22 protein-coding genes are annotated in these 26,140 nt (G+C 53.6%); 12 read left to right on the top strand and 10 right to left on the bottom strand.

Annotated elements, in window-relative coordinates; translation table 11 throughout:
* The first annotated feature begins 7 nt into the window (after positions 1-7).
* The 5 genes from FCS97_RS11365 to FCS97_RS11385 all read left to right on the top strand — a co-directional run bounded on the left by FCS97_RS11365 (position 8) and on the right by FCS97_RS11385 (position 3,499).
* Positions 8-409 (top strand): YchJ family protein, encoded by a 402-nt coding sequence (locus tag FCS97_RS11365; protein WP_246066284.1) that lies wholly within the window; start codon positions 8-10, stop codon positions 407-409.
* A gap of 126 nt (positions 410-535) precedes the next feature.
* A complete protein-coding gene (locus FCS97_RS11370) occupies positions 536-1,009 on the top strand; it encodes an Hsp20 family protein (protein ID WP_138518535.1) in 474 nt (157 codons plus the stop codon).
* A gap of 97 nt (positions 1,010-1,106) precedes the next feature.
* A complete protein-coding gene (locus tag FCS97_RS11375; RefSeq protein WP_212746479.1) occupies positions 1,107-1,808 on the top strand; it encodes a 5-oxoprolinase subunit B family protein in 702 nt (233 codons plus the stop codon).
* Positions 1,801-2,775 carry a 5-oxoprolinase subunit C family protein gene (locus tag FCS97_RS11380; protein WP_171035285.1) on the top strand — a complete coding sequence of 325 codons (975 nt, stop codon included), beginning with the start codon at positions 1,801-1,803 and terminating at the stop codon, positions 2,773-2,775. The genes FCS97_RS11375 and FCS97_RS11380 overlap by 8 nt, the downstream gene beginning before the upstream one ends.
* Positions 2,765-3,499, top strand: a complete 735-nt coding sequence (locus tag FCS97_RS11385; protein ID WP_171035286.1) for a LamB/YcsF family protein — start codon at positions 2,765-2,767, stop codon at positions 3,497-3,499. Before FCS97_RS11380 ends, FCS97_RS11385 begins: the two co-directional genes overlap by 11 nt.
* Here the strand turns inward: FCS97_RS11385 and FCS97_RS11390 are convergent, their stop codons facing one another.
* A complete protein-coding gene (locus FCS97_RS11390; protein WP_171035287.1) occupies positions 3,500-3,943 on the bottom strand; it encodes a YkgJ family cysteine cluster protein in 444 nt (147 codons plus the stop codon).
* A 180-nt stretch (positions 3,944-4,123) separates the two neighbouring features.
* Between FCS97_RS11390 and FCS97_RS11395 the strand changes: the two genes are divergently transcribed.
* From FCS97_RS11395 to mnmH, 3 genes are all read left to right on the top strand, one after another.
* Positions 4,124-6,085: a DUF294 nucleotidyltransferase-like domain-containing protein gene (locus FCS97_RS11395; protein ID WP_138518538.1), complete on the top strand. Its 1,962-nt coding sequence runs from the start codon at positions 4,124-4,126 to the stop codon at positions 6,083-6,085.
* Positions 6,082-6,816: a 3'-5' exonuclease gene (locus FCS97_RS11400; RefSeq protein WP_171035288.1), complete on the top strand. Its 735-nt coding sequence runs from the start codon at positions 6,082-6,084 to the stop codon at positions 6,814-6,816. Before FCS97_RS11395 ends, FCS97_RS11400 begins: the two co-directional genes overlap by 4 nt.
* Positions 6,817-6,882: 66 nt before the next feature.
* Positions 6,883-7,917: a tRNA 2-selenouridine(34) synthase MnmH gene (gene mnmH, locus FCS97_RS11405; protein ID WP_138518540.1), complete on the top strand. Its 1,035-nt coding sequence runs from the start codon at positions 6,883-6,885 to the stop codon at positions 7,915-7,917.
* A gap of 23 nt (positions 7,918-7,940) precedes the next feature.
* Here the strand turns inward: mnmH and FCS97_RS11410 are convergent, their stop codons facing one another.
* Genes FCS97_RS11410 through FCS97_RS11425 form a run of 4 tightly spaced genes read right to left on the bottom strand, consistent with a single transcriptional unit; the run spans position 7,941 to position 12,124 of the window.
* A complete protein-coding gene (locus FCS97_RS11410; RefSeq protein WP_138518541.1) occupies positions 7,941-8,357 on the bottom strand; it encodes an acyl-CoA thioesterase in 417 nt (138 codons plus the stop codon).
* Positions 8,358-8,368: 11 nt separating this feature from the next.
* Complete coding sequence (locus tag FCS97_RS11415) at positions 8,369-9,541, bottom strand: iron-containing alcohol dehydrogenase (RefSeq protein ID WP_138518542.1); 1,173 nt, start codon at positions 9,539-9,541, stop codon at positions 8,369-8,371.
* Between the two features lie 36 nt (positions 9,542-9,577).
* Positions 9,578-10,072 carry a DUF4442 domain-containing protein gene (locus tag FCS97_RS11420; RefSeq protein ID WP_138518543.1) on the bottom strand — a complete coding sequence of 165 codons (495 nt, stop codon included), beginning with the start codon at positions 10,070-10,072 and terminating at the stop codon, positions 9,578-9,580.
* Positions 10,073-10,087: 15 nt separating this feature from the next.
* A complete protein-coding gene (locus FCS97_RS11425; protein ID WP_138518544.1) occupies positions 10,088-12,124 on the bottom strand; it encodes an NADPH-dependent 2,4-dienoyl-CoA reductase in 2,037 nt (678 codons plus the stop codon).
* A 218-nt stretch (positions 12,125-12,342) separates the two neighbouring features.
* Here FCS97_RS11425 and FCS97_RS11430 point away from each other — a divergent pair, with 218 nt between their 5' ends.
* The 4 genes from FCS97_RS11430 to FCS97_RS11445 all read left to right on the top strand — a co-directional run bounded on the left by FCS97_RS11430 (position 12,343) and on the right by FCS97_RS11445 (position 17,884).
* Entirely contained in the window at positions 12,343-14,844 is a 2,502-nt protein-coding gene (locus FCS97_RS11430) for an ABC transporter permease (protein ID WP_138518545.1), read from the top strand.
* Positions 14,845-14,917: 73 nt separating this feature from the next.
* Positions 14,918-15,409, top strand: coding sequence for a group II truncated hemoglobin (locus FCS97_RS11435; protein ID WP_138518546.1), 492 nt, complete (start codon positions 14,918-14,920; stop codon positions 15,407-15,409).
* Positions 15,410-15,414: 5 nt separating this feature from the next.
* Positions 15,415-16,833 (top strand): DNA recombination protein RmuC, encoded by a 1,419-nt coding sequence (locus tag FCS97_RS11440; RefSeq protein WP_138518547.1) that lies wholly within the window; start codon positions 15,415-15,417, stop codon positions 16,831-16,833.
* Complete coding sequence (locus FCS97_RS11445) at positions 16,805-17,884, top strand: asparaginase domain-containing protein (protein ID WP_138518548.1); 1,080 nt, start codon at positions 16,805-16,807, stop codon at positions 17,882-17,884. Before FCS97_RS11440 ends, FCS97_RS11445 begins: the two co-directional genes overlap by 29 nt.
* 8 nt (positions 17,885-17,892) lie before the next feature.
* On the opposite strand, the gene FCS97_RS11450 is transcribed toward FCS97_RS11445, so the two are convergent.
* The 5 genes from FCS97_RS11450 to moeA form a co-directional block, all read right to left on the bottom strand.
* A complete protein-coding gene (locus FCS97_RS11450; RefSeq protein WP_138518549.1) occupies positions 17,893-19,959 on the bottom strand; it encodes a TolC family protein in 2,067 nt (688 codons plus the stop codon).
* Complete coding sequence (locus FCS97_RS11455; protein WP_138518550.1) at positions 19,959-21,158, bottom strand: Ig-like domain-containing protein; 1,200 nt, start codon at positions 21,156-21,158, stop codon at positions 19,959-19,961. The genes FCS97_RS11450 and FCS97_RS11455 overlap by 1 nt, the downstream gene beginning before the upstream one ends.
* Positions 21,159-21,297: 139 nt before the next feature.
* Positions 21,298-22,656, bottom strand: a complete 1,359-nt coding sequence (locus FCS97_RS11460; protein WP_138518551.1) for an HlyD family type I secretion periplasmic adaptor subunit — start codon at positions 22,654-22,656, stop codon at positions 21,298-21,300.
* Positions 22,653-24,785, bottom strand: coding sequence for an ATP-binding cassette domain-containing protein (locus FCS97_RS11465; RefSeq protein WP_138518552.1), 2,133 nt, complete (start codon positions 24,783-24,785; stop codon positions 22,653-22,655). The genes FCS97_RS11460 and FCS97_RS11465 overlap by 4 nt, the downstream gene beginning before the upstream one ends.
* A gap of 99 nt (positions 24,786-24,884) precedes the next feature.
* Positions 24,885-26,129 carry a molybdopterin molybdotransferase MoeA gene (gene moeA, locus FCS97_RS11470; RefSeq protein WP_138518553.1) on the bottom strand — a complete coding sequence of 415 codons (1,245 nt, stop codon included), beginning with the start codon at positions 26,127-26,129 and terminating at the stop codon, positions 24,885-24,887.
* Between the last annotated feature and the right edge of the window lie 11 nt (positions 26,130-26,140).

Here is a 26,140-nt window from a genome sequence, read left to right on the forward strand (position 1 = left end):
GCCCCACATGGTCCAAAAAAATAAATCACTGCTGTGCCCTTGTGGCAGGGGCAGCTACCAAGCCTGCTGCCAACCTTTCCATCTCAACGCGGCACTGGCCCCCACGGCGGAGGCCCTGATGCGTTCGCGCTACAGCGCATACGCCATGGGTCTAGGTGACTATGTGTTGTCAACCTGGCATGTCAGCACGCGCCCCAAGCAGCTGGACTTGCAGCATGAACTTGCGCAGGGGAAATGGCTGGGCCTGAATGTGAAGGGGCATTGGCCACAAGGCAGCAAAGCCGAAGTGGAGTTTGTGGCACGTTACAAGCCCAGCAATGGGCCAGCCAGCCGGCTGCACGAGCGCAGCCGCTTTGTGCTGGAAGAAGGGCGATGGTTTTACGTGGACGGTGATTTATTTTCGACCTGAAAAATTTAACAAACAGCCCTTGAAATTTTCCGGGGTGGCACATAAATCGGGTGTGTGGGAAATGTCTCTGTGAGAGTTTCCGCACACTTTGAACAACTGATTTTTTGCTTCTCAGGAGAATGAATCATGGCAACAATCGACCTTACCCCTTTGTACCGCAGCACCATTGGTTTCGACCGCATGGCCAGTATTCTGGATGCCGCAATGCGTGCGGACACTTCAACTGGTTACCCTCCCTACAACATTGAAGCACTGGAAGAAAACCGCTATCAAATCAGTGTGGCTGTGGCTGGTTTCGACGACAAAGAGCTTGAACTTGAAGTGGAGCGTGGCGTGCTGACCGTACGTGGCCGCAAAGCCGATGAAGAGGGCAAACAATACCTGCACAAGGGCATCGCGTTTCGCAGTTTCGAGCGCAAGTTTAACCTGGCTGACTATGTGCAAGTGGAGGGTGCAAACTTGAAAAATGGTTTGCTGGTGGTTGAATTGCGCAAGGTGATTCCTGAGCAAATGAAAGTGCGTCGAATCCCGATTGGTGAAACCAATCTTCGAACCATCGAGGCCAGCGAGTCGAAGGACGACAAGCAAGCCGCCGCGTAAATTACACAGCGATTCGCGCATTGCAAAAAAAAGCAGCCATTGGCTGCTTTTTTTATGTTTAAACTGAAAGCCTTCAGTTCACCACGAATGAGTGCGCATGCCCAGGGCTTATCTTCTTTCTGATCGCGCCATCCAGATCGACTGGAACACCGGTCATTCAGCCTCCGGGAAACTCACTTCTGCCAGTGAACTGGCAGTGCTGCGGCAGGAATTGATGGACACCATTGAGCTTTTGGCTTTACCCGCATGCCAGTGTGTTCAAGCGGATCAATCGCTGACGGTCTTGTTTGCCAATTCCATGTTTGCCAACAGGCAGAGTGAATCGCTGCTTGATCAAATTCACCGAATCGTTCCGAAACTTGGGAACAGCAGGCAGGCAGCACAACAAGCCGGCCGCCACCATCAAATTGTGGTGAATTACGGGGGTGTGGCCGGGCAAGACCTTGAGTGGTTGGCCAGGCAAACCGGGTTAAGCCCCGCTGAGGTCATAGACCTGCATTGCAGTGCCACCTACACCGTTCAGTTTCTGGGTTTTTTGCCCGGCTTTGCTTACCTTACCGGTTTGCCCAAGCCACTTCAGTTTGCGCGTCGGGAAACACCGCGCCCACGCGTGCCGCCGGGTACTTTGGCCATTGGCGCCCACTATTGTGCGGTATACCCCTGGGAAAGCCCCGGTGGGTGGCATTTGTTGGGGCATGTGGAGCAGGTGCTTTTTGATCCTGAACGCACCGATGAGGAAGGGCAGTCACTTTTCAAGGCCGGTGACACGGTGCAATTCATTCGGGCTGATCATGCTTAAAGTGGTCAAGGCACAAGGGCAGGGCATTGTCAGCGATTCGGGTCGCTGGGGCTACCAGCACGAGGGCGTACCAATTGGGGGTGTGCTCGATGAATTTTCATACCGCTTGGGCAACCTGGCACTGGGCAATCCCGACAATGCGGCCTGTCTGGAGCTGATGGGGCAATTTGATTTCGTATGCGCCAAACCATGCCGTGTGTTGTTTGCAAACCGGGGCGCTCAGGCCTTTTTGAACGGCAAACCCCTGCTGTGTGGGCAACTTGTGGTCTTGCAAGAAGGCGATTTGCTGCGCACAAGGCCGCCGCACCTGGGCTTTTGGAATTTGCTGTGCGTGCAGGGTGGCGTCGATGTGCCGGAAATCATGGGTTCTCGCAGCACATGCCTTTCTGCTGGTTTTGGGGGCTTTCAGGGCAGGGCCTTGCAAGTTGGGGATGAATTACACTTTGGCCGGCAATTCACCAGCTGCATACAGGCGGGAATCCGCCTGGCCATGCCTTTGGCCCGCTCTGAACATTCAAGCCAACTGACACTTCATCTGCTGCCGGGGCCAGAGTATTTTGAGCTGACTGAGAATTCTCAATACCTGCTGGCCCATCAGCTTTTCAGGCTGGGAATGCAAAGCAGCCGAATGGGGTACCGTCTGGAGGGCTCTGAACACCCACTGTCGCTCAAGCAAGCGGTGTCCTTGCGCTCACATGCCGTGCACCCCGGGCTGGTGCAGCTTCCACCCAGCGGGCAGGTGGTGGTGCTGTTGTCTGAAGCCCAGGTCACTGGTGGTTACCCGCGCCTTGGCAGTGTACTGTCTTGCGACCTCTGGAAATTGTCTCAACTGGGGGCCGGAGAAAGCGTAAGCTGGGTAATGGTGGATGAAACGCGGGCGATGCACTTGCAGGCCAGGCATGAACATGACCGCAAGCGTTTTGAATACGCAATTGAATGCAACAAGGCAATTGGCAATGTGGATTAATGCAGATTTGGGTGAAGGTTGCGCCCACGATGAAGACCTGTTCAAGATCATCGATTGGGCCAACATTGCTTGCGGCGGGCATGCTGGCGATGAGCACAGCATACGCCTGGCCTGTATGCTGGCGCTTGAACATGGCGTGCAGGTGGGGGCGCACCCCAGTTACCCGGACCGAACCGGGTTTGGTCGCCAAAAGCCAATGAGCCCGCCCGCACAGTTGCTGGGTGACTTAAAACGACAAATGGAATTGTTCGAAAGCATCGCCACGAAACTAGGGTGTTCGCCAGCCCATTTCAAGCCCCATGGTCAGCTTTACAACGACGCTGCCTTTCAGCCCGCCGAGGCGGAAATATTGATCGATTTGGCCCGCGCTTTTCCACACCTGAAATTGCTGGCCTTGGCTGAAAGCCCATTGGTGGCTTGGGCCCGTTCTGCCGGTGTTGAGGTGGTTGAGGAGGCTTTCCCGGATCGGGCGTATTTAAGTACAGGTGCTCTTGCACCCCGAAGCCAGGTTGGTGCTGTGCTTCACGATCCCCTTCAGGTGAAAGCCCAGGCGGCTTTGATTCTTCGGGGTGGGCCATTGAAATGCCTGGATGGCTCTAGCCGTGTGGTTAGCGCACAAACGCTGTGTGTGCATGGCGACAGTGCGCAGGCTTTGGACAATGCAAAAGCGGTTCGGGCAGCAATCACCGAACACGAACAAGACATGTTTAACGGCGCAGACTGATCAATATCCAGTATTGATTTCCGGGATAGGCAGGGTAATGTGGTCGGGCACACCGGCCACAGGTACAAAACGCACATTCAAGGGTGCCAGGCCGTGTTTGGCGCGCGCCTGGTTGCAACGTGGGTTCAGTTCGCCTTGGGCATCAAATACATCGTACTCACGGCAGGGCGAGGGGCGGTTCTCGTAAATGGTGCAGCTGACTGACTCACCGATATTGCCTGCCAGTGCAATGCAGCGCGGCTTGGCTTGCGAGCTTCCTTTCATGCAACTGCGGTAAAGGTTCATTTGCTCGGTTAGTTCAACCGGCACCACACCACCTTCAGCTGCTGTGGTTTCTCCCCAATAAAAGCTGATCCGGAAGGTCGAGCAGCACACGCCGCAGCTTTGGCACAGAGCTTCAACGCCGGTGCCGTCGACAATAATTGTGGTGGGATTTGACTGCAATTTAACCTCGGAAAAGAACAGCCATTGGGGGAGTTGCGCGAATATATTCCTGGCACAGACGCAAAGCAAGCACTATTTTCAGGGGACGTCGTTTGGAAGAAACAAGCTTTTTGTAAGGCGCTGAGGCTACAATAGGGAAAACCATTATAAAAACCATTTAGCCCAGCAAATGGAGAGACTGTGAATCGACCGAATGCCGCTTCTGTGGCCGATTTGGGGGTTGCTGCCCCTGATTCAGCCCAAACCAGCACCAGCCCCTCTGGGCAAATGCTGGATTACATCAAACAAAGACTCGTCGAGCATGCACCCTTCAGTGAAATTCCCCTTCGCGACCTGGACTGCCTGCTTGAAGGCTGCGCTGAAACTTACTTTGCACCCAATGAAGTGATTGTGCGGCCCGAGGACGGCCCACCCCAATTTCTGTATTACGTCGAGAAAGGCTCAGCCGTGGGCCGCAAGGGCCTGGCCGACCTGTCCTCCACCGGGTTTCAGTACGAAGCGGGTGAAATGTTCCCTGTGAACGCTTTTCTGGCCAAACGTGCAGTGACCGCCACTTACAGCGCCCGTGAAGACACCTTTTGCCTCATGTTCACTTTTGAAGGTGTACAGGCATTGGCGCGAAAAAGCCCCGTGTTTTCCGACTATCTAACCCGCCGCACCATGCAGTTTCTGGACCTGTCCAGAAAGGCCATACAAGTGGCTTACTCCTCGCAAACCCTGGCCGAGCAAACGCTGGAAAAGCCCTTGCGGGATGTGTGCCGTCACGAGCCTTTTTCATGCGCCCCAAACACACCGCTTAAACAGGTGCTCGAGGTAATGCACGAGCATCGAATCGGTTCCATGATTGTGGTGAATGAAGCCATGACGGTGGAAGGAATTCTGACCCGTCAGGATGTGCTGTCCCGCGTGGCCATGGCCCAGAAACCGCTGACCTCACAAATCTCTGAGGTGATGAACACCCCAGTTCATACCCTGGATGAAAGTTGTACGGCGCAAGACGCAGCCCTGCTGATGTCCAGGTTCGGCATTCGCCACGTGCCAGTAACCCGCAACGGCAAACTGAGCGGCATAGTTTCTGAGCGCGACATTTTTGCCATGCAGCGTTTGTCGCTCAAGCAGATCAGCAGCAACATTCGCTCAGCGCAAGACGCCGAAATGTTGCGAGCCTGCGCCAATGACATACGCAGTTTCGCCAAAAACCTGCTGGGCCAAGGCATTGCCGCCAAGCAGCTTACCGAATTGATCAGTCACTTGAATGATGTGCTCACCGAGCGCATTCTGGAAGTGGTGGGCAACCGCATGGGCATTGATGCCCAAAGCTATTGCTGGCTAAGTTTCGGCTCGGAAGGCCGTTCAGAACAAACCATTGCAACCGACCAGGACAACGGCCTGTTGTTCATTAGCGATCAACCCGAAGTGGACAGGCCCCGCTGGCTGGCTTTTGGCAAAGAGGTAAACCAAACCCTGGACCAATGCGGTTACCCGTTGTGCAAAGGCAACATCATGGCCAGCAACCCCGATTGCTGCATGACCGCCGGCGAATGGCTGAACAAATTTGCAAGATGGATCGATGTGGCCACGCCTGAAAACCTACTGCGCGTGAATATTTTCTTCGATCTTCGCCCCCTGGCCGGCAACAAAGAACTGGCGCAGCCGCTGCGGGATTACATCGTGACCCGCGCCAAAGAGTCCACAATTTTCCTTCGCCTTCTGGCAGAAAACATCATGCGTTTTCGCCCACCCTTGAACTGGCACGGCAGCATAGACACCACAGAAATTGAGAACATTCGCACCCTGGATTTGAAAAAGCAGGGCACAGCCGTTTTTGTGGATGCAGCCCGCTTTTTCTCATTGGTGTTTGGCATTGATGAAGTGAATACCCGCCGTCGGTTCGAGGCTGTGGCCAAACGTTTGAGTGTAGAAGAGCAACGACGCGATGCCTGGGTTAGCGCCTTTGAGTTTTTGCAAATGATGCGCCTTCGAATTCAGCTTGACGAAGGCGTGGCCGTGCCCGATTTGCCGGATCAGCCCAATGTGGTGAACTACGATGTGCTCGACAACATTGACCGTCGAATATTGAAGGAATGTTTCAGGGTAGGGCGTCGCTTGCAGCAGCGCATCGAGATGGAGCACATGCGTTGAGCACCACACTGCAGGGCCAATTGCTGCCCACTCAAGGTTGGGCAAGCTACATCAAGAACCGCTTGGTTCAAACACTCGATTTTTCCAGCCCCAACCCTGACCGCTGGGTGGTGCTTGATGTGGAATCTTCGGGGCTGAACCCGAAGAAAGACCGGCTTATTTCAATTGCCGCCACCGCGATTGTGTTCGACGCGCAGCGCCGCCCGCGCATTTCGCTCACCGATACCTTTGAGGTGGTCATTAAACAGCCGCCCGAAATTGTCGACATGATCGAATTTGAAGCGATCGACAAAAACAACATTCTGATTCATGGCATTGGAATTGGTGCGCAGCAACGCGGCGTAAAGGCTGAGGTGGCATTGTCTGAATTCTTGCAGTATGTGGGCAACTCGCCATTGATCGCCTTTCACAGTTGGTTCGATGAAATCCTGATCAACAAGGCCATGCGCAAGGTGTTGGGCCGGGCAACCCACAGGCACTGGCTTGATCTTGAACATTTGGCCGCCGTGTTGCACAAAGAAAACCACCAGCTTCCGCTGGATGTGTGGATGCAGCGTTACGGCATTGAGTGTGAGCAACGCCACCAGGCCGCAGCCGATGTACTGGCCACCGCGCAACTGCTCATGAAGTTGTGGCCCATGTTGCAAAAGCGAAAGGCCACAGACTGGAAAGAGCTGAAAACCATCGCCAACGGCCTGAAAACCTTGCCGGGGCGCAATCTGCCCACTTAACTTCCGGGCAGCCTTGTTTTACGCTATTCTGCCGGGCTGAACATTTTGATTTGAAGTTGCCTGCCCATGCAAGATTTTTCCAGTTACGCCCTGATTATTGACGCACGCTCGCCCCGCGAGTTTGAGGAAGATCATATTCCCGGTGCCGTCAACATGCCTGTGGTGAACAACGATGAATATGCAGAAGTGGGCACACTTCACCGCACCGACAAAATGGCGGCCTACAGCATTGGTGTGCGTTATTCACTGGCCAATATTGCACGTCATTTGAGCGAGGATTTGCCCAAATATCCCAAAGACGGCAAGGTACTGGTGTACTGTTTCCGGGGTGGAAAGCGCAGCAAATTGTGGTTTGACGCACTGGAAACCATTGGCTACGACGTTCACAAGCTAAACGGCGGCTGGAAAGCCTACCGGCGTTGGGTGAATGAACAGCTTGAAACTGCACCCACGAAGTTGAATTACCACGTGCTTAGCGGGCCAACAGGTTGTGGCAAAACCCGCTTGCTATACGCCTTGCGAGAAGCAGGTTGCCAAGTGGTTGACCTGGAGGCGATTGCCCGACACAGGGGGTCAATTATTGGTGCATTGCCCGGTACTCCGCAGCCCTCCCAGAAGTATTTTGACACCTTGTTGCTCAGTGAACTGAGCCAGCTCGACCCTTCAAGACCCGTGTGGGTAGAAGCCGAGAGCAAGAAGATTGGCAATGTGCAAATTCCTGCGTCCATGCTCGATTCCATGCGAAAAGGCAAAACCATCCGCGTGCACGCCGACATGCAGCAACGGGTCGAGTTGTGGCGTCAGGATTACAAACATTTTGAAGAAGATCCGGAAGGACTTCTTGAGCGCCTGCGTTTTATTCGCAGCCTGGTGGGTGGCAAGGAATTTGAGGCGTGGGAACAACTGGCTGCGCAGCGCCACATGCCCGAATTGTTTGAACGTTTGATGACCCACCATTACGACCCGGCTTATCGCCGTTCAATCCTTCGCGAATACCCGAACATTGATGAATCGCCCCTGATTGAACTGCACGACCTGTCGCCAGCAGGCCTGCTCAAAGTGGCAAAAGAAATTCGAGAGAAATTCGACCAGAAAGGCTGAGTCGGTTTGTTCAAAACTCGTGCTTAAACCACCAACAAAGCCAACTTGCTTCGCAGGCTTTCGGGTATCGGCGTTGGTTTGTTGTCAGCCTTGGTCACAAACACATGAATGAAATAGCCTTCTGCACACAACTCGCCTTTGGCATTGAACAGGCCCAATTCATAGCGCACTGAACTGTTGCCCAATTTCCCCACTCGCAGGCCAGCTGTGACAGGTTCCGGGTAGGCCAGTGGCTTCAGGTATTTGCACTGGCTTTCCACCACAAAACCTACCACCTCACCGTGGTGAATGTCCAGTCCACCTTCTTCAATCAGGTAGCGGTTCACCACGCTGTCAAAGTAGCTGTAATACACCACGTTGTTCACATGGCCGTAAATGTCGTTGTCGTGCCAGCGGGTTTGAACCAGTTGGTGCAGTGGGTAGTGGGCCAGTGTGGTCATTGTGGTGTGGTTCAGTAAGCAGCTTGGTAAATTGAAAGTGCTTCCGCTTCGCTCACATCCCGCGGGTTGTTGCTCAGCAAGCGGGTTTGCAACATGGCAGCACTGGCCATCACGGGCAAATCTTTCTCGGCAATACCCACCTCACGCAAGCCCACGGGCAAGCCAGTAGAGGGCGACAAGGTGGCGGTGTAATCAATAAAGGCCTGGGCTAGTTGGGCAGCGTTGTCACCGTGGTGGCCAAGCTTCAAAACCTGTGCCAGCTCGGCATAGTGCTGTTCGGCGGCGGGCAAGTTGAACCGCAACACGTGGGGCAATACCAGTGAATTGCTCAAGCCATGCGGCACATGAAAAATGCCACCGATGGGATACGCCAATGCATGCACCGCCCCGACAGGCGCATTCGCAAAAGCTTGGCCCGCCATACACGAACCCAACATCATCGCCTGGCGTGCTTCGCGGTTGCCGGGTTCTTTGCACACGGTGTGAAGGTTTGCGGCCAGCAGGCGCAAGGCTTCGCAGGCCAGAAAATCTGCGTAAGGGTTTTTCAGGCGCTTGCTGGTATAAGCCTCAATGGCATGCACCATGGCATCAATGCCGGTTGCTGCAGTCACATGTTGGGGCAGGCTCAGTGTCCAGTCTGCATCAAGCACAGCCAAATCACCGTACAGAACAGGCGACACCACGCCCATTTTCGTGTCCACGCCTGTGGTCACAATTGAAATGGGAGTTACTTCACTGCCGGTTCCAGCGGTGGTGGGCACCAACACCAAAGGCAACCTGTCGCTGGTCACATTGCCAACACCGTACATGGTTTTCAATTCCTGTTTGCCACGGGCCAACACGGCAATCAGTTTGGCCACATCCAATGTGGAGCCACCACCAATGGCCACCACCACATCAGCCTTGAATTCCATCGCGAGTGCCGTGACCCGGTGCACCAAAGCCTCGGGCGGGTCGGGTTCTACATCGTTGCAACTGTGAACAGCATGGCCAGCATCGGCCAGGTTGTCGCAAATGGTTTTGAATGTAGCCGTGGCAGCAATAAAAGGGTCCACCAACATGAAGACACGCGCAGTTTTCAGACCCTGCTGGGCCAATAAAGGCGCCAGCAAGTCTGCCATTCGTATTGAACTACCCGATTCGCACACAATGCGGTTCACGGTTCTGAATTCAAATGGCGCCATGTGGGTGTCTCCTTGCTGTGTTTTTGTACCGATAGTTTAGCCCTTGCGCTTGGGGGTCCAAGCCCAAATGGCGCGAACAAAGATAGGTTCTTTGCTTTCGCCATCGGTAATGGTCACTGCCACATCCACTTCACCGCGTTCTTCAGTTTGCATCATGGTGATTTGCTCTTGCGTCAGCATGGCCTCAGCGCGCATATCGCCTGCAGCGCGTTTGCGGTAATCCACTTCCATGCGCTTGATCACAGGTATGGCATTCGCGGGTACATTCAAACCCACCAGTGCACCTGTGGCTGATTCCGCAATCATGATCATGGCCACTGCGTGCACAGTACCAATGTGGTTTTGCACGTAGGGGCGGTTTTTAATCACCACGATTGAATGGTTGGGCTCAATCCACTCAAACTTCAAACCACTGGTTTTGAAATACTTCACCGCACGGCCAAACAGCAGGGTAAAGGCGCGGGTTTTCAATGGTGTTGGCAGCTTGTCTACTTGCGCATACACTTTTTGCAGCATCGATTTCTGAGTCATTTCTTGGTTCTGCCTTTACAGGGTTACAGCCAGGCGGGTGGCTTGGTTAATTGCGCGTTTGGCATCCAGTTCGGCGGCCACTGACGAGCCACCCACCAAATGCACGGGTACGCCCAATGCCTCAATGGGTTCCACCAACTCGCGCAAGGGGTCTTGGCCAGCACACACAATGATGTTGTCCACTTCCAGAATTTGCGGGCCATGGGCACTCATCACGTGCAAACCACGGTCGTCAATCTTCAAATACTCAACCCCTTGCATGAAGTGAACACGGCGGCTTTTCAAGCTGGCCTTGTGCACCCAGCCCGATGTTTTGCCAAGGCGCTTGCCCAAGGGTTCGTCTTTGCGCTGGCACAGCCACACTTCGCGAGCAGGCTTGGGTGGCTCTGGGTGTACGCCATCAATACCGCCTGCATTCTTCGGGTCAAAGGTGATGCCCCATTCTTTTTTCCAGCTTTCCAAATCAAGCGTGGGGGAAGGGTGGCTGAAATCATGCGTCAGGTATTCCGACACATCAAAGCCAATGCCACCCGCACCAATCACAGCCACTTTCTGGCCCACTTCCTTCTTGTGCAGCAGCACATCGATGTAGCTCATCACCTTGGGGTGATCAATGCCTTCAATACCCGGCGTGCGTGGCTTGATGCCTGTGGCAAGAATGACCTCTTCAAACTTTTCTTTGGAGATCAGCGCTGCATCTACTTTCGTATTCAGGCGAACATCCACTTTCTTCAATTCCAGCTGGCGTTTGAAGTAGCTGATGGTTTCATGAAATTCTTCTTTGCCCGGAATTTGTTTGGCCATGTTGAACTGGCCGCCAATTTCGCCAGCTTTGTCAAACAAGCTTACGCTGTGCCCACGTCGTGCCAATTCAGTGGCTGCGGCTAGGCCAGCGGGGCCAGCGCCCACCACGGCAATCTTCTTTTTGCGCTCAAGCGGTTTGTCCACAATTTCCAGCTCATGGCAAGCGCGTGGGTTCACCAGGCAAGAGGCACGCTTCAAACTGAAGGTGTGGTCAAGGCAAGCCTGGTTACAGGCAATGCACACATTGATTTCGTCGGCACGGCCTTCCTTGGCTTTGATTGCGAATTCCGGATCGGCCAACAAAGGGCGAGCCATCGACACCATGTCGCATGCGCCGTCGGCCAGCAGTTGCTCGGCCACATCCGGTTTGTTGATGCGGTTGGATGCAATCACCGGAATCTTGATTTCCTTGCGCAGGCGGGCGGTTAACTCGGCAAATGCCGCGCGTGGAACCGATGTAACAATGGTGGGCACCCGGGCTTCATGCCAGCCAATGCCGGTGTTGATCATTGTGGCACCAGCCTTTTCGATCTCTTTGGCGATGTAGCTGACCTCATCCCAGGTGTTGCCACCTTCAACCAAATCCAGCAGGGAATGACGGTAAATGATGATGAATTTTTCGCCCACGGTTTCGCGAATTCGACGAACAATTTCAACCGACAATCGCGCACGGTTTTCTACTGAACCGCCCCAGCGGTCAGTGCGCTGGTTGGTGCGCTTGCAAATAAACTGGTTCAGAAAATAGCCTTCCGAACCCATCACTTCCACACCGTCGTAACCCGCTTCCTGCGCAATTTTTGCAGACCGTGCAAATGCAGCAATGGTGCGGCGAATGCCGAAGTCACCAATTTCGCGTGGTTTGAATGGGTTGATGGGTGACTTCACATTCGATGCGGAAACGCTGAGCGGATGGTAGGCATATCGACCCGCATGCAACAGTTGCATCACGATTTTGCCATCGTGCTTGTGCACAGCTTCAGTCACCTTCTTGTGGTGCTTGATGGCGCCGCTGCTGCTAAGTTTCGATGCGAAGGGGTACAACCAACCTTCAAGGTTGGGTGAAAAACCACCGGTCACGATCAAAGCCGTGCCACCCTTGGCGCGCGCTTCAAAATAGGCAGCAAACTTGTCAAATTCCTTGTACTTGTCTTCAAGGCCAGTGTGCATCGAACCCATCACGATTCGGTTGCGCAATGTGGTAAAGCCAAGGTCGAGCGGAGAATTCAAATGGGGGAATGCGTCAGACACGTTACCGTCTCCTTAAAAATCGGTAGTTTTTTGTAATGTATTTACTTATGTTACTTAAAAGTAATTTTTATTGTTGGAGTCTGTGCTCAAAATAGCACGATCGGTCAATTTTTTGCGTGTTTTATTCGTGAAGAAATTACTGCGCCGCAATAAACAGGGGAACCTGTGTGGCTCGTCTTTGTCCTAAACTGGTGTTTTATCCAGCAAGCGCTTTTCCCATGCAGTCTTTCCAGTATTGGGCGCGGCAATCACGCCGTGCGTCGTTCCGTATTTTGTTTGTGGCTTTGGTGTTGGCCGTGGCCGCGATTTCCTCAGTGGGCGTGTTTTCAGCCCGCATTGAGGCGGCTTTGATGCGTGACGCCAGCCAAATGCTGGGCGGCGACTTGGTCATCGAGTCCAAGCGCAATACAGAAAACGCACCCTGGCTGTCTATTCTTGACAAGCCTGAATATGCCAGCCTGAAGCAAGCGGAAAGTGTGGTGTTTCCAAGCGTGGTGCCTTCCGAGCGAGTAGACCTGCTGGTTTCACTGAAAGCGGTGAACAACACCTACCCCCTTCGCGGGCAAATGACAGTGCGCAATGCCCAGGGGCAGGATGAAAAATTGGCCAGTGGCCCGCCTGCGGGTGAATTGTGGGTAGACCAAGGCGTGTTGGGGTCACTGGACATACAATTGGGCGACTCAATTCAAGTGGGTGAAATTACTCGCCCTGTCACCCGGGTTATTTTGGTAGAACCTGACCGTGGCGGCGGCTTTGTGAACTTTGCCCCGCGGGTCATGATGAACACAGCCGACCTTGAAGAATCGAAATTATTGGGTTTGGGCTCACGCGCAACCTGGCGAATTTACTTCACTGGCGCACAGCCTGTTGTGGATCAGCTGATTGGCGAGTTGACCCCTGTGCTTTCACCGGTTGAGGAAATTGAAACACTGGAAAATGGTCGGCCTGAGGTGAGTAACACCCTGGAACGTGCCAACGACTTCCTGGCCATGGCCGCCTTGATTGGCACCATGGTGGCCTGTGTGGGCATTGCACTGGTGGCACACCTGTTTGCCAAAGAACAGGCCAGCGAATTGGCCGTGCTGAAAAGCCTGGGCTATACACCCAAGCGTTTGCTGCGCATGTGGGCAATCGGCATGGGCATGTTAACGCTGGGCGCAGGTGCACTTGGCGTGGCTTTGGGGTGGGCAGCCCATTGGGGTTTGCTGGCGCTGTTGGCCGAGCTGGTGGGTGTTGACTTGCCACTGGCGGGCTTGCATTACCTGCCCATGGGCATGTTGCTTTCGGCGCTGTTGTTGCTTGGTTTCGCGGCTGTGCCCACCTGGTATGCCTTGCGTGCGCCTGCAGTTGCAGTAATTCGTCACCAAACCTTGAAAAGTAGCCGGGGGCAATTGCTGCTGTCGGTTTTGTTTGGCGTGTTCACTGCGATCGCCGTGTGTTTGCTGATCGTGAACAACGTGGTGTTGGCGCTGCTGCTGTTTGCCGGCTTTGTAGGCACGTCGCTGGTGTTCGCGGTGCTGTTTTGGGGTTTGCTTAAGGGTTTGGCTTATCTTGGGCGGGGCAGGTCTTCCAAAGGCACCAATATTGCGGTGTTTCAAAGCATGTCCAAACGCGCCAGCACCTTGGTGTTGCAAGGTGTAAGCCTCGCTTTGGGGCTGGCTGCATTGCTCATGTTGGCCGTGGTGCAGGGCGATTTGATTGACCGTTGGCAAGAAGCCGTGCCGGAAGACGCACCCAACCGTTTCGTATTCAACATTCAACCCGATCAGGTTCAAGGGGTGCAGCAAACACTGAACACGGCGAGTCGAAGCCCGGTGAATTTGTACCCCATGGTGCGTGGGCGTTTAAGCGCCATCAATGGTGAAATTATCACCGCCGAAACATTCAGCGATGACCGCGCCCGCAACACTGTGGAACGAGAACTTAATTTGAGCTTTGCAGACAGCTTGCCCACGCACAACACCATCGCGGCCGGCAGCTGGTTTGATGAAACACCTGTGACGGCTGAGGTGTCGGTGGAAGACGGCGTGGCCGAGCGTTTGGGCATAGGCATGGGCGACCAATTAACCTTTGACATCGCCGGCACACCCTTAACAGCCGAAATCACGAGCATTCGTGAATTACGCTGGGATTCCATGGAAGTCAATTTCTTCATGGTGTTTCCAACCGAGGTGCTGCAAAGTTTCCCGCAAACCTGGATTACCTCGGTCAGCTTGCAAGATGACAAAGCCATTCCAGTGTCGCGTGAACTGGTGCGCGATTACCCCAACCTCACTGTGCTGGACACTGAACTGGTCATCACCCAACTGCGCAAAATTCTGGGGCAGGTGGGGCAGGCTGTGCAGTTTGTGTTTTTGTTCACCGTGGCCGCGGGTGGATTGGTCGTGGTCGCTTGCGTCATGACTGGTGCTCGCGTGCGCACCCGAGAAGCTGCAATTTACCGGGCCATGGGTGCCTCTACGGCACAATTGCAACGTGCAGCCTGGTTGGAACTTTCCGTGCTGGGCGCCTTGGCCGGTTTGGTGGCCGCCATTGCAGCACAAGGCCTGGGCTGGGGTGTGGCACATTTTGTGTTCGAGTTTGAGTACTTCCTGGCACCCATGCACATTGTGGCCGGTGTGGTTGCTGGTGCCCTTGTGTCGGTGTTGTTTGGCGCCTGGTCTGTCAACAAGGTGTGCCGCGCACCTGTGATGCAAACCTTAAGGCAGGCCGCCGCTTAAACCTGTTGCATGCCGGTACAATGTGGGTAACTGATTTTCAGTGATTCAAACCCACATTCATACCGGTCTTTTCATGAGCAACAACGATACAACCAGCAACACCCCAAGCGACGACGCGCAGCCCAAGCCGCCAATCGTGTACTTCGGCAGCACGCCTGAAGAGCAACAGGTGGGTGTGCGCAAGCTGGTTGATCTGTTTTACGACGAAATGGATCAAAACCCGAGTTTCGAGCGCATTCGCAAACTACACCCGGTTCATCTCGATCATTCACGCGAAAAGTTTTATCTGTTTCTTTCAGGCTGGTTGGGTGGCCCCGATTTGTACTCACCCCAGTTTGGTCACCCACGTTTGCGCATGCGACACATGCCATTTCCAATTTCCAGTGAAGACCGCGACCAATGGTTGCTGTGCATGGTGAATGCCCTACGTGCCATGCAGTTGCCCGAGAAAGTCATCGAAGGCCTCATGTTGTCATTTTTCCGCACCGCCGACTGGATGCGCAACAAACCCGATCCCGAAGGCAGCGCCAAGGGTTTGAACACCATTTCGATCAAGGGCGAATAAGTTTGATGGAAACTCAATTGATTTGGGCTGTTGTGGGCCTGCTGGTATTGGTGTTATTCGGTTTGGTGCTGGTGTATCGAAAAATGACTGCTGATAACTCGGCTGAGTTGGCACAGTTTCAGCAGCAGGTGCTGGCCAACCTCGATGAGGTAATGGACGCGCAGGCGCAACAGCGTTTCGTGTCTGAAGAATTGGGCAAGCAACTGCGTCTGGTGAACCAGGACATCGAAGCGCGCCAAGGCAAGCAAGCCGAGTTGCTGGCGCAAACTTTTGCGCAGGCGCGCACCGAAAGCCAGCAGGCTGCGCATGGTTTGCAGCAAATTATTGTGGGGCAGTTCACGCAAGGCAATCAAATTCAATCTGAAAAGCTGAATCAGTTTTCTGAAACGCTTCACCGCACCAACACTCTGATTCAAGATCAGCTTACGCAAATTCGTTTGTCGGTTGAACAGAAGCTGAAAGACATCCAAGACGACAACGCCAGCAAGCTGGAATTGATGCGTAAAACGGTGGATGAAAAACTGCATGCCACACTGGAAACCCGCTTGGGCGAATCGTTTAAACAGGTCAGCGAAAGGCTTGAACAGGTTTACAAAGGCTTGGGTGAAATGCAAACCCTGGCCACAGGTGTGGGCGATCTAAAGCGCGTTTTAACCAATGTGAAAACCCGGGGCACTTGGGGTGAAGTGCAGTTGCAGGCCTTGCTGGAGCAAATGCTGACGCCCTCGCAATTCGGTCGCAATATTAAACCTGTACCGGGCAGCAACAACATTGTTGAATTTGCAGTGCGCCTGCCGGGCAAGGAGGAAGACCAGCCCGTGTGGCTGCCCATCGACTCCAAGTTTCCCAAAGAACAATACGAGCGCCTGTTGGAGTGTTTCGACCGGGCCGATGCAGATGGCGTGGCGGCTGCTTCCAAGGCGCTTGATGTGGCCATACGTGCCGAAGCCAAAACCATTGCCGAGAAATACCTGGCTCCGCCATACACCACCGATTTCGGCATTCTGTTTTTGCCCACCGAGGGCTTGTATGCAGAAGTGGTGAAACGCCCTGGTTTGGTCGATGATCTGCAACGTTTGCACCGGGTTACCGTGGCTGGTCCAATTACCCTGACCACCTTGTTGAATGCATTCCAGTTGGGCTTTAAAACACTTGCGTTGGAGAAGCGTTCCAGCGAGGTGTGGACAGTGTTGAGTGCCGTGAAAACCGAATTCAGCAAGTTTGGCGATATTCTCGCCAAAACCCGGGACACACTTGAAAAAGCAGCCAAGAACATTGAAGGTGCAGAAGTGCGTTCACGGGCCATGCAGCGCAAGCTGAAAGGGGTGGACGAACTGCCCGAGAAAGATGCATTGAGTGTTCTAGGATTCAACGACAGCAAGGTGGACCCACTTGATGATGACGACACGCCCGCAAACACCTGATGCCTTGCCTTGTGTGGCCTTGGTGGCCACTGGTGGCACCATTGCCGGCACACTGATTGAAGGTTCTGAAACCTGGGCTTATGAATCGGCCCAGCGCAGCGGCGAAAGCCTCGTGATGGGAATACCCGGTTTGTTGCGCCGCGCGCAGTGGCACTTCGAGCAGCCGTACAGCATTGGTAGCCAAAACCTTGAATTGGCCCACATGCTGCAACTGCGCGCCACGTTAATCCGTTTGCTTCAGTCCCCCGATATCGACGCTGTTTTGGTGACGCACGGCACAGACACCATGGAAGACATACTGTACTTCCTTTATCTCACTTTGCCTGTGGCGCTTCTAAGCAAACCGCTTATTTTTACGGGGGCCATGCTGCCCTCCGATGCAGAGGACGCCGACGGACCTGCCAACCTAAGTGGTGCCCTCGATTTCGCTTTGCAGTGTTTGCCGGGCGACCCGGTTGATGGCACTGTGCCATTTGGTTTGTATATGCAGGGCTTGTTTACCCCTGCGCAATGTGTTGAAAAACAAAGTACCGCAGGCTTGGACGCATTTGATGGTCCGTACTCAGTGCTGCCGGATTCAAGCTGGTTCAGCAGTTGGGTTGCGCTTGACCCGCCTGCCGATGCTGGGGTGCAGGGTCAGTTTGCCAACTTGTTTGATGAAACCACACAGGCACATCCTTTGTTTGAAGCCATGGAAGTACCTGTTGTGTTTTGCGCGCCAGGCAATGGGCCTTTGCGCCAATTAAATGACTTGCTGAATCGCAAGCCTGCTTCAGTGGTGGTGGCTGCACCCGGGCATGGCAACATTCCTGAAGCCTGTGTGCCAATGTTACGGCGATTGTTGTTGAACGGTGTCAGTGTGGTGCGTGCAAGCCGTGTAGCTGTGGGTGGTGTGGAGCAGGGCGGTGAGTTCAATGCCTTGGACAGCTTCCGAGAGACTGCAAACGCTGAAGGCACTGCCTTGTTCTGTGAGTCTGGAAGCCTTAGCCTTACCAAGTGTGTGGTGTACGAAAGGCTGCGGGTTTTGGCCCGCAGCCTGATCGGGCAGTAATTCCTGAATTATTCGACTGCCGCTTCTGCAAGATTCAAACTTTTCTTGCCTTGGATTTGTGCCGTGCTCTCCGGCATGTTTTGTTCCCGAATAATTTGCCAAATACCTTGATTTTCTCTCCAGGTCAGCACTTTTCTTGAGCGCTCCTGATAGAACTTCGCCCGATAGTCTTGAACAAAGCTGATTTCATATTCATCGGGTTTGTCGAAACTTGGAATCACTTGTAGATCTGAAATCTCGATATCAATGCCTTGCGCTTTCGAAATTCGGTCGCGGCGGTTGGCAGCCCACGCTTCATAGCTTCCTTCTTCAGGTTTGAAGTTGGGTGCGTAAAAGGCAATGTAGCTATTCAAATCTTTGCTTTCCCAGGCTCTGGCCCATGCTTTTGTTTTATCGATCAAGCTTTTCGATACTTCGGCGGGGTCGCCAAATGCAGCCACCTGTTGCGAAGCGCCACCATTGTCCAATTGAGCCAACTGAACAGGAGGCAGCGTATTGCCTGCATCCACCGACTTTAGCGCCTCGTCGAAACCTATGTTGGGCAAGTCGAAGTCTTCAAGGTTAATCAAACTGGCAGGGCAACCCTCTGCCTCTGCGCCGCTTTGAGTTTGCTCTTTGTAAAACAGCACATTGCGCTTGGTCGGTTCATCGGCATTGACCAGTTCATCGACAGCAAACAGCGTGGTGAGTTGACCGGTGGCCGCCAGCAATTTGAGTTTTGAAATACTTAAGTCAGCTTCAATATTGATCAGGGCCCGTTGCGCCTGATAGTACTCATTTTCAGCACTCAGCAAATCGAGCAGGCTGCGTCGGCCTACGGCAAACTGCTGTTCATAGGCAGCGCGGGCTTTGGTAATTGCAGCTGCCTGCTCTCGAAAGTAGTTCAGTTTTTTCTGTGAACTGACCACATCGAATAGCGATGTTTGGGTGGATTGCCGAATGGCGCGGCAAATTACCAGCTTGTCGTCCAGACTGCGAAGGCGGCGTTTGATTGCTGCGTTTCGAGACGCATTATCGGCGCCACCACGATACAGGTTGATGGTGGCGAGCAAGTCGATTGATGAAATTTGACGTTCATCAAATGTCGACAGGTAGTTGCTGTACACGTCAGTTTTTGCGCGCAGGTCCAGGCGCGGGTGGAACCCCTCACTGGCTGCCGTTATCTCTTGTTTTGCGGTGTTGATTGCTGCGTTGGAGGCTTTCAGCAAGGGATGGTTGTTCAAGGCAAACACGAGACGCTCGCGGTTTTCAACCTCAAAGTTGGCATTCACAACGTATTCACCCGCCTGGTTGACTGGCCAAACGGTGTCGGTAATTCGTTGGTAGTTGGCCATGGCGGAGAATGTGTTGGCCTTCTCGGTGGCCAGATTGCCCAGAGCAAGTGTGTATCGGCTGCGCGCCTGTTCAAGGTCGGATTGACGGGTTACGCCGCTTTTTACTTTCTCTTCAATACGGTTCATCAAGTCCTGATGGTATTTCAGGTTGTCTTCGGATAACCGGGTCAGGGCCTGAAAGCGGGACACGTCGACATGTGCACTCGAGGCCTCGAAGGCCACTTGGTTGGCTTTGTTAAGGTACCTGTAATAACTCTGCATGGCGCCCGAGTAAGCCGCCAGGTAACGGGCCTGAGAGGCAAAACCGTTGTAAAGGTTTTGGCGTGCCTCAATGCCGTAGGAGTTCGCGTTGTAAGTGCGGGTATCAGCATCTTCAATCCGGGTGCGTTCACGGCCAGCGGAACCCCTAGCATCGACGGTGGGAAGCAAGGTGCCAAATACAACGTTGGCCTCTTCCATTTGCGCCTCAAGTGCATGTACATCAGCATCCAGCGCTGGGCTGTTTTGCAAGCCTTTGATCACGCTTTCTTGCAAAGGGTTGGGGGGGCTGTCTGCGGCTGCGGTGGCAGTGGTTTCAGTCGGTACGGGTGCTTGTACCGCAGGAATGTCCTGATTCTCTTGTGCCCATGCGGCGGGCATGCTAACTGCAAGCAGCGCCAAAAACACCGCGCCTGGCAAGGTTTTCAATTGGGTGTTCAATGTGAGGCTTTTTTTCATATTGGCTCGTTCGTTAAATTGCATCAGCACACCGCGACCGCTTCGTCAGCGGGTACACAGGCCGAGGAATCGAATTCATTTGCACCGAAACTCGAAGCCCATCCCGCTTTGCTTTGGGTGTATTCATTGATTTGTTCTTTTGCGTTGTCCAGGTAGCTCTGTATTTTTTCCTGCGTGGCTTCAGCGATGGCTTCGACTGAATATTCTTCAGATGAGTATTCATAGTCGTGCATTTTGTTGTCGCCTGAATCGTAGGCGCAGTCTGTGTAGTCTGAAGGGCAGTCTTTGTCGTAAGCTGGCGAGTCTGTAGACTCCACGTTCATATACACATGGGCTGTGTCGGTTAGGCAACTGTCGTCACCAATGGTGTAGCTGATGACATCTTCGCCACAGAAGCCTTCATTGGGTGTGTAGTGCAATTTGCCACCCCTGATTTCAACTGTGCCGTTTTCTGCACTGGCCTCAGTAATTTTCAGGTCGCCACAGCCCAGGTCGTTGTTCAGTACATCGACAATGACAGGGCAATCCGCCTTGGTGCTTGCGCAGTCATCCACAGCGTCAACCTCGGGACAATCCGGGTCTGTTTTGCACTCAGGCTCAGGCTCAGGCTCAGGCTCAGGCTCAGGCTCAGGCTCAGGCTCAGGCTTGCAGTCTTCCTGTTCGTCTACAGGGGGGCAGGTAGGCGGTGTAGGGCATTCGCAGTCTTCCTCTTCGTCTACAGGAGGGTCTACAGGCGGTGGTTCTTCATTTTCATCCACAGGTGTTGGGGGTGGCGTGTCTTTGCACTCCACGCTTGCAGGGCCCTCTTTTTCAACCACGCGAACAGTCTCGGTGCCATTCTCGCCGGTTTTCTCATCCATGCTGGGTAGCGGGTCTTGGTTGACCCGCTCGACCACATAACCTTCGCTCAACTTCGGAAGGTCTTCGGGAACATCATTGTCTTGAGCGCCGACTGTAATGTATTTGCGAATGACGTCTTTTTCGGGTGGCGTGCCTGCCTCCAAAGGAACAATCTCGCCGGTTTTTGGTTTGATCAACCATTCCGTGGGGCCTTCGAGGGGGCGAACCATTTCGGGCGCAGTAATTTGCCCATCAGTGAAGGGTCCCAGTTGCACAACCACTTCAGTTTGCGGCTTGCGCTTCAGGGCAGGGCGCGGTTTTCTGGCCAAGCCCAGCGTACTTGGGTCGCATTCCTGGGCATTCACAACTGGCTTCTCGCTCATACTGGTCCTCGGGTTCAATGTCATTAATAAGTGAACGAGTCGCGAGTTTGGTTCCAAATCACCGGTGTGCCAAACAGGTGATTGGGTCAGGATGAGCGAGAGTTAACTCTATGGAGTTATTTTCGTGATTGGAGTTTGTTTACTGTTCTGTGAATGCCTGAATTGAACCCCGTAAAACTGGCTTGGTGAGGTAAGACAACACTGTTCGATCTTCTGTTTCAATACTTACATTGGCAACCATACCGGGCATTAAACGAATTTTTTCATCCACATGCTCGCGTTGCACGGTCACTTTTACGCTGAAGTACGGGCGACCAAATTCATCAAGCAGGCTGTCAGCGGAAATACTTTCCACGGTGCCTTGCAATGCGCCGTAAATGGCATAGTCATACGCGGTTACGCGAATATTGGCCTGTTGCTCAGGTCGAATAAATGCGATGTCTTTGGGGTTGATCCGAGTCTCGAAAACCAGTTGCTCGTCTATCGGTACAATTTCGATAACCTCTTTCCCGGCGGGCACAACAGCCCCACGGGTGTTGTATAAAACACGTTGTACCAGCCCGTCTACCGGGGTTCTCAAAGTGGCCTGGTTCACACGGTCGGTGAGTTCGATCTGGTTTTGCTCCAGACTAGCCAGCCTTGCCTTGACTTCTGAAAGTTCAGTGCGCGCTTCGTTGATTTGCTTCAGGCGTATTTCTTCGATTTTCTGGCGTGCTTCGCGAATGGCAGAATGAAGGCGACTGGTTTGCGCACTGGCACCGTCAAAGTCGCCTTTGGCTTTGGCCACATCACGTTCCAGTCGCAGTACTTCGACTGGAGACACCGCGCCACTTTTTAACAGTGGCCGCATGCTGCTCAGTTCTTGTTCTGATATTTCCAGATTGCGTTTGGCAGCCGTGGCGTTACTTTGTGCTTCATCAAGTTCTCGCTGTCGTTGGTCGAGTTGCTGTTCATAAATTTGCGTTTGTGCGGCCCATTCCTGCAGTTTGGTTTGAAGCAGTTTTGATTCTTGCAGATACAGGTCGGGGTATTGTTGAATCAAGGGTGTGGGTAAATTCAGCGGGGTGTTGTTGAGTTGGGCCAGCAGCCGTGCTTCACGAAATTGAAAGGAAGCATCAATTGCTTCCTTTTCCTTCAGGCTGGATGAAAAACGGGTGATGTCGATTTGTACCAGTTTGTCACCGGCCTTCACCAGTTGCCCCTCACGTACAAACACCTGGTTGATTACTCCGCCGTCCACAGCCTGAATCACCTGCAAGCGTTGAGAGGGTACTACCCGTGCTTCGCCATGCGCCGCTTGAGGTACGGTTGCAAGCGCAGACCAGGCAAGCAAGGCGAGTAGGGTAAGCGCGCAGCAATGCACAAGGCGTCGGGTTAATACCTGCTGTTCCTGCCAAAGTCGTGACTGGTCAAGCGCTGCTGTTTCTGGCATGTGGTGTTGTTCATTTTTACCCATCAACCATCGAATGGCGCGTTTTGCAAGGTGTAAAGCTTTCATGGTTCAACCTGTTTGTCTTGTTTGCTGTGTGTGGCCAGCGCCTTGGCTGCGTGCAGCACTTCAGCTTTGCTTCCCTGCGCATGAATTTGGCCTTGCTGCATAAGGACCAGGCTGTTGGCGCACCCAAGCAAGCCCAGTTTGTGTGTGGTGAATACGAGAATGGTTTGCTCAGGCAGTTGCTGTAGGTGTTGGGTCAGCTGATTTTCCATGTGTTGATCCAGGCAAACGGTGGGTTCATCAAGAACAATCAATTGCGGCTGCCCAGCCAGCGCCCTGCACAGTGATATCGCCTGTTTTTGCCCAGAAGACAAATTGTTGCCCTGGCTTTCAATGGCCATGTGTAGTCCGTCCGGGTGTTGGTCTACCCAGTCTTTTAAACCCAGTTGCCGTATCACTTGCCAGCAGTCTGCGGTGTTGATGTGGGGGCGCATGAAGCGAATGTTGTCGAGCAAACTTCCTTTGATCAGCACTGGTGGCTGGCTGGCGTATCCCACTTTGGATTGAAATTCACTGCTGTGAAAATGCTCAATCGACAGTTTGTTGACAGTGAGTTGACCCTGATCACATTTGAGCTGTTGAACCAGAAGTTTCAGCAGCGAGGTTTTCCCGGAGCCGGTTGTGCCGATAACCCCCAGCCGACCGCCTGAATCCAGTTTCAGGCTCACATTTTGAAGAATGAAATCGAAGGGTTGTGCTGTGTGGTGGCTGCGCCCTGGCTTAAGTACGCTCGCGAATTCAAGCGAAATGTTGTCAACACGCTCAAGCGCTGCGCCTTGTGCCACTGGTTGATTTTGCCGACTCAAGAATTTGTCGAGTTCTTCAAAGCTGGCTTGGGCCGAATGGGTTTGCACCAAATGCGCCTGTAACTTTTGAATGGGTGCAAAGCATCGCATGGTCAGCATGGACACTGCGATCAAACCACCCACCGTGAGTTGTTTTTCAACAATGAAGTAAACACCCAGTGCAATGGTCAGTACCCAGCTGCTTTGTTGTAGCAGATGAATTCGCTGGTTGACTGCAAACAGTTGATCTCGGACGGCGTTGCCGCACAAACGCGATTTCAATTGCAGTTTGTTCAGCAAGTGGCTGTGGCCCTGCTGCACGCCATGGGCTTGAATGTTGTCCAGGCAGGCCAGTGAATCAAGCCACTGGCTTTGGGTTTCGCGGCTTTGCCGCATTTGGTTTTGTCCAAGCCGGGAAATGGTTCTGTGCGAGGTGGCGACGAACAACAGGGTCAATGCAATTACGCCACCCGCAATCAGCAGGAAAGCTGGGTGAATCAGGGTAATGACGGCCAAAAAGAGCAGCAAAAAGGGCAGGTCGATCAGGGCCAGCAGGAATACACCGGTGATCAATTCCCGCAGTTGTTCAAATGAGCGCAGATGTTGCAAAAGTAGGGCGGGCTCTGTGTTGTGGACCGGCACATTCAGCAAGCATTTCGACAGGTGTGTGGTGCAGCGGGTGTCGATCGAGGTCGCGGCAATTTCCATCAAACGGTGGCGGGCATGCTTTAACGCATGTTCAAAGCCCAGGCAAAGGAATACACCCAAGAGCAGCGCAATCATGGACGCGTAAGCCTGATTGGGGATGATTCGGTCATACACCTGAAGTGAAAAAAGAGGACCTGCCAGGGCCAGCAGGTTGATCAGCAGCGAGGCGTAGACAACTGGTTTGAAGCTTCCGTTTTCGAAGTTCAGAGCCTCGCGCAACCATTGGCTGTCGCGAAGTTGTTGCCAAAAACCAAGCAGGTTAGATTGTGCAGGGGTGTTGTGGGTGTGGGCATGCCCGGGTTTTTTTGCATCAATTTGAAGCGCCCATTTCAAGGCTGTCAGTTCGGGGTTTTGGGCAATCAGTTCTTCAAGTCGCCCGCACTGACCGTTGTGCAGCATGGCCAGCGTGTGCATGCCCAAGTGCTTGATTTCATCGGGGGCTACGTCGTGAAACAGCTGACAGGAAATATTGCAGGCCGAGAGGTAGGCCAAGAGCTGGTTCAGTTCTGCGTTTTCGGTGGATTCAATCAGGTCGGCTTGCAGGGCCCATTGGCTGGGTACAAACTCCAGTCCCAATTCTTCAAGAACACTGCACACGGCGTGTTGAAGGGGCTTGATGGGGCGGGGATCTTGGAGCATGTAAGGGGCCGAAATTCAAGAGCGCCCATGGTAGCGCTTGAATTTACCCCTGAAAATCACTCACTTGGTTCACTCCCCCGGGTGGGGTTGATTGGGACATTAAATCAGTCCCTCGAAAGGCAGTGCCAACGCAGTGTCACCTGCTTTCAAATCACCTTGTTCGTGTTCCAGCACCAGCAAGCCATCAGATTCGGACATGCTGCGCAATATTCCGGATCCCTGCGCACCAGTCAGGTGTGCAGTCAATACGCCGTTTTCCATCACCAATCTGGCTCGTTGATACTCAGTTCGCCCCGGGCGCTTGCGTACGTTTTGAGCCAACCTGGCGCTCACCATGGGAATTGGCAGGGCGTTGGCATGGGCCAGCTTGAACAGCGCATCACGCACAAATGCGTAGAAGGTGACCATGACTGCAACCGGATTGCCGGGCAGGCCAAACAGATAAGCGGAGTCGCCAGTGCTTTTGTTGTGCACCTGACCAAACGCCATTGGGCGCCCGGGGCGCATGGCAATTTTCCAGAAATTAACGCTGCCCAGTTTTTCCATCACGTGTTTGGTGTAATCGGCTTCGCCCACAGATACACCACCTGATGTCAAAATGACATCGGCCTGGTCCATGGCCTGTAACATGGCTTGTTCAAGGGCTTCCGGGGAGTCGTGTGCCACACCCATGTCGAGTAATTCAATGAAGCGCAGCCGGGTCAACATGCCCCACAGGGTGTAGCGGTTGCTGTCGTACACGCAGCCTTCGTCCAGTGGCTGACCTAAAGACCGCAATTCGTCTCCAGTGGAAAAGAATGCAACCCGCAATTTTCTACGCACTGAAATTTCCGCTATTCCCAGTGAGGCCAGTAAACCCAGATCGGCAGGCCGAAGCACTTTGCCAGCACGCAGGGCGGGTTTCCCGATTGTCAGGTCTTCACCGGCCAGTCGGCGGTTGTCTCCAGCCCTCACTGCACCTGGCGGAAAACTGATCAGGTCGCCACTCACTGTGGCATTTTCTTGAACCAGTACAGTGTCGCAATTCTCTGGCATGACTGCGCCAGTCATGATTCGCACGCATTCACCTTCGCCACAGGTGCCTGCATAGGCCTTGCCCGCGTAGGCTGTGCCAACCATTTTCAGGTTGGTGATCTCGGCGTTTTTCAGGCAGTTGCTGTTGAACGCATAACCATCCATCGCAGAATTGTCGTGTGCAGGCACATTGATGGGCGACAGTAAGTCGGCGGCCAACACCTGGTCCAATGCATCGCGAATGGCCACTGTGCGGGTGCCTGTGATGGGGTGGAGCAGCGCCAGTATTTTCAGTCGCGCTTCTTCGACCGTTTGAAAATCAGTTTCCATAACTTGCCTTG

The sequence above is a fragment of the Limnobacter alexandrii genome (assembly GCF_005871185.1).
GTDB classification, from domain to species: Bacteria; Pseudomonadota; Gammaproteobacteria; order Burkholderiales; family Burkholderiaceae_B; genus Limnobacter; species Limnobacter alexandrii.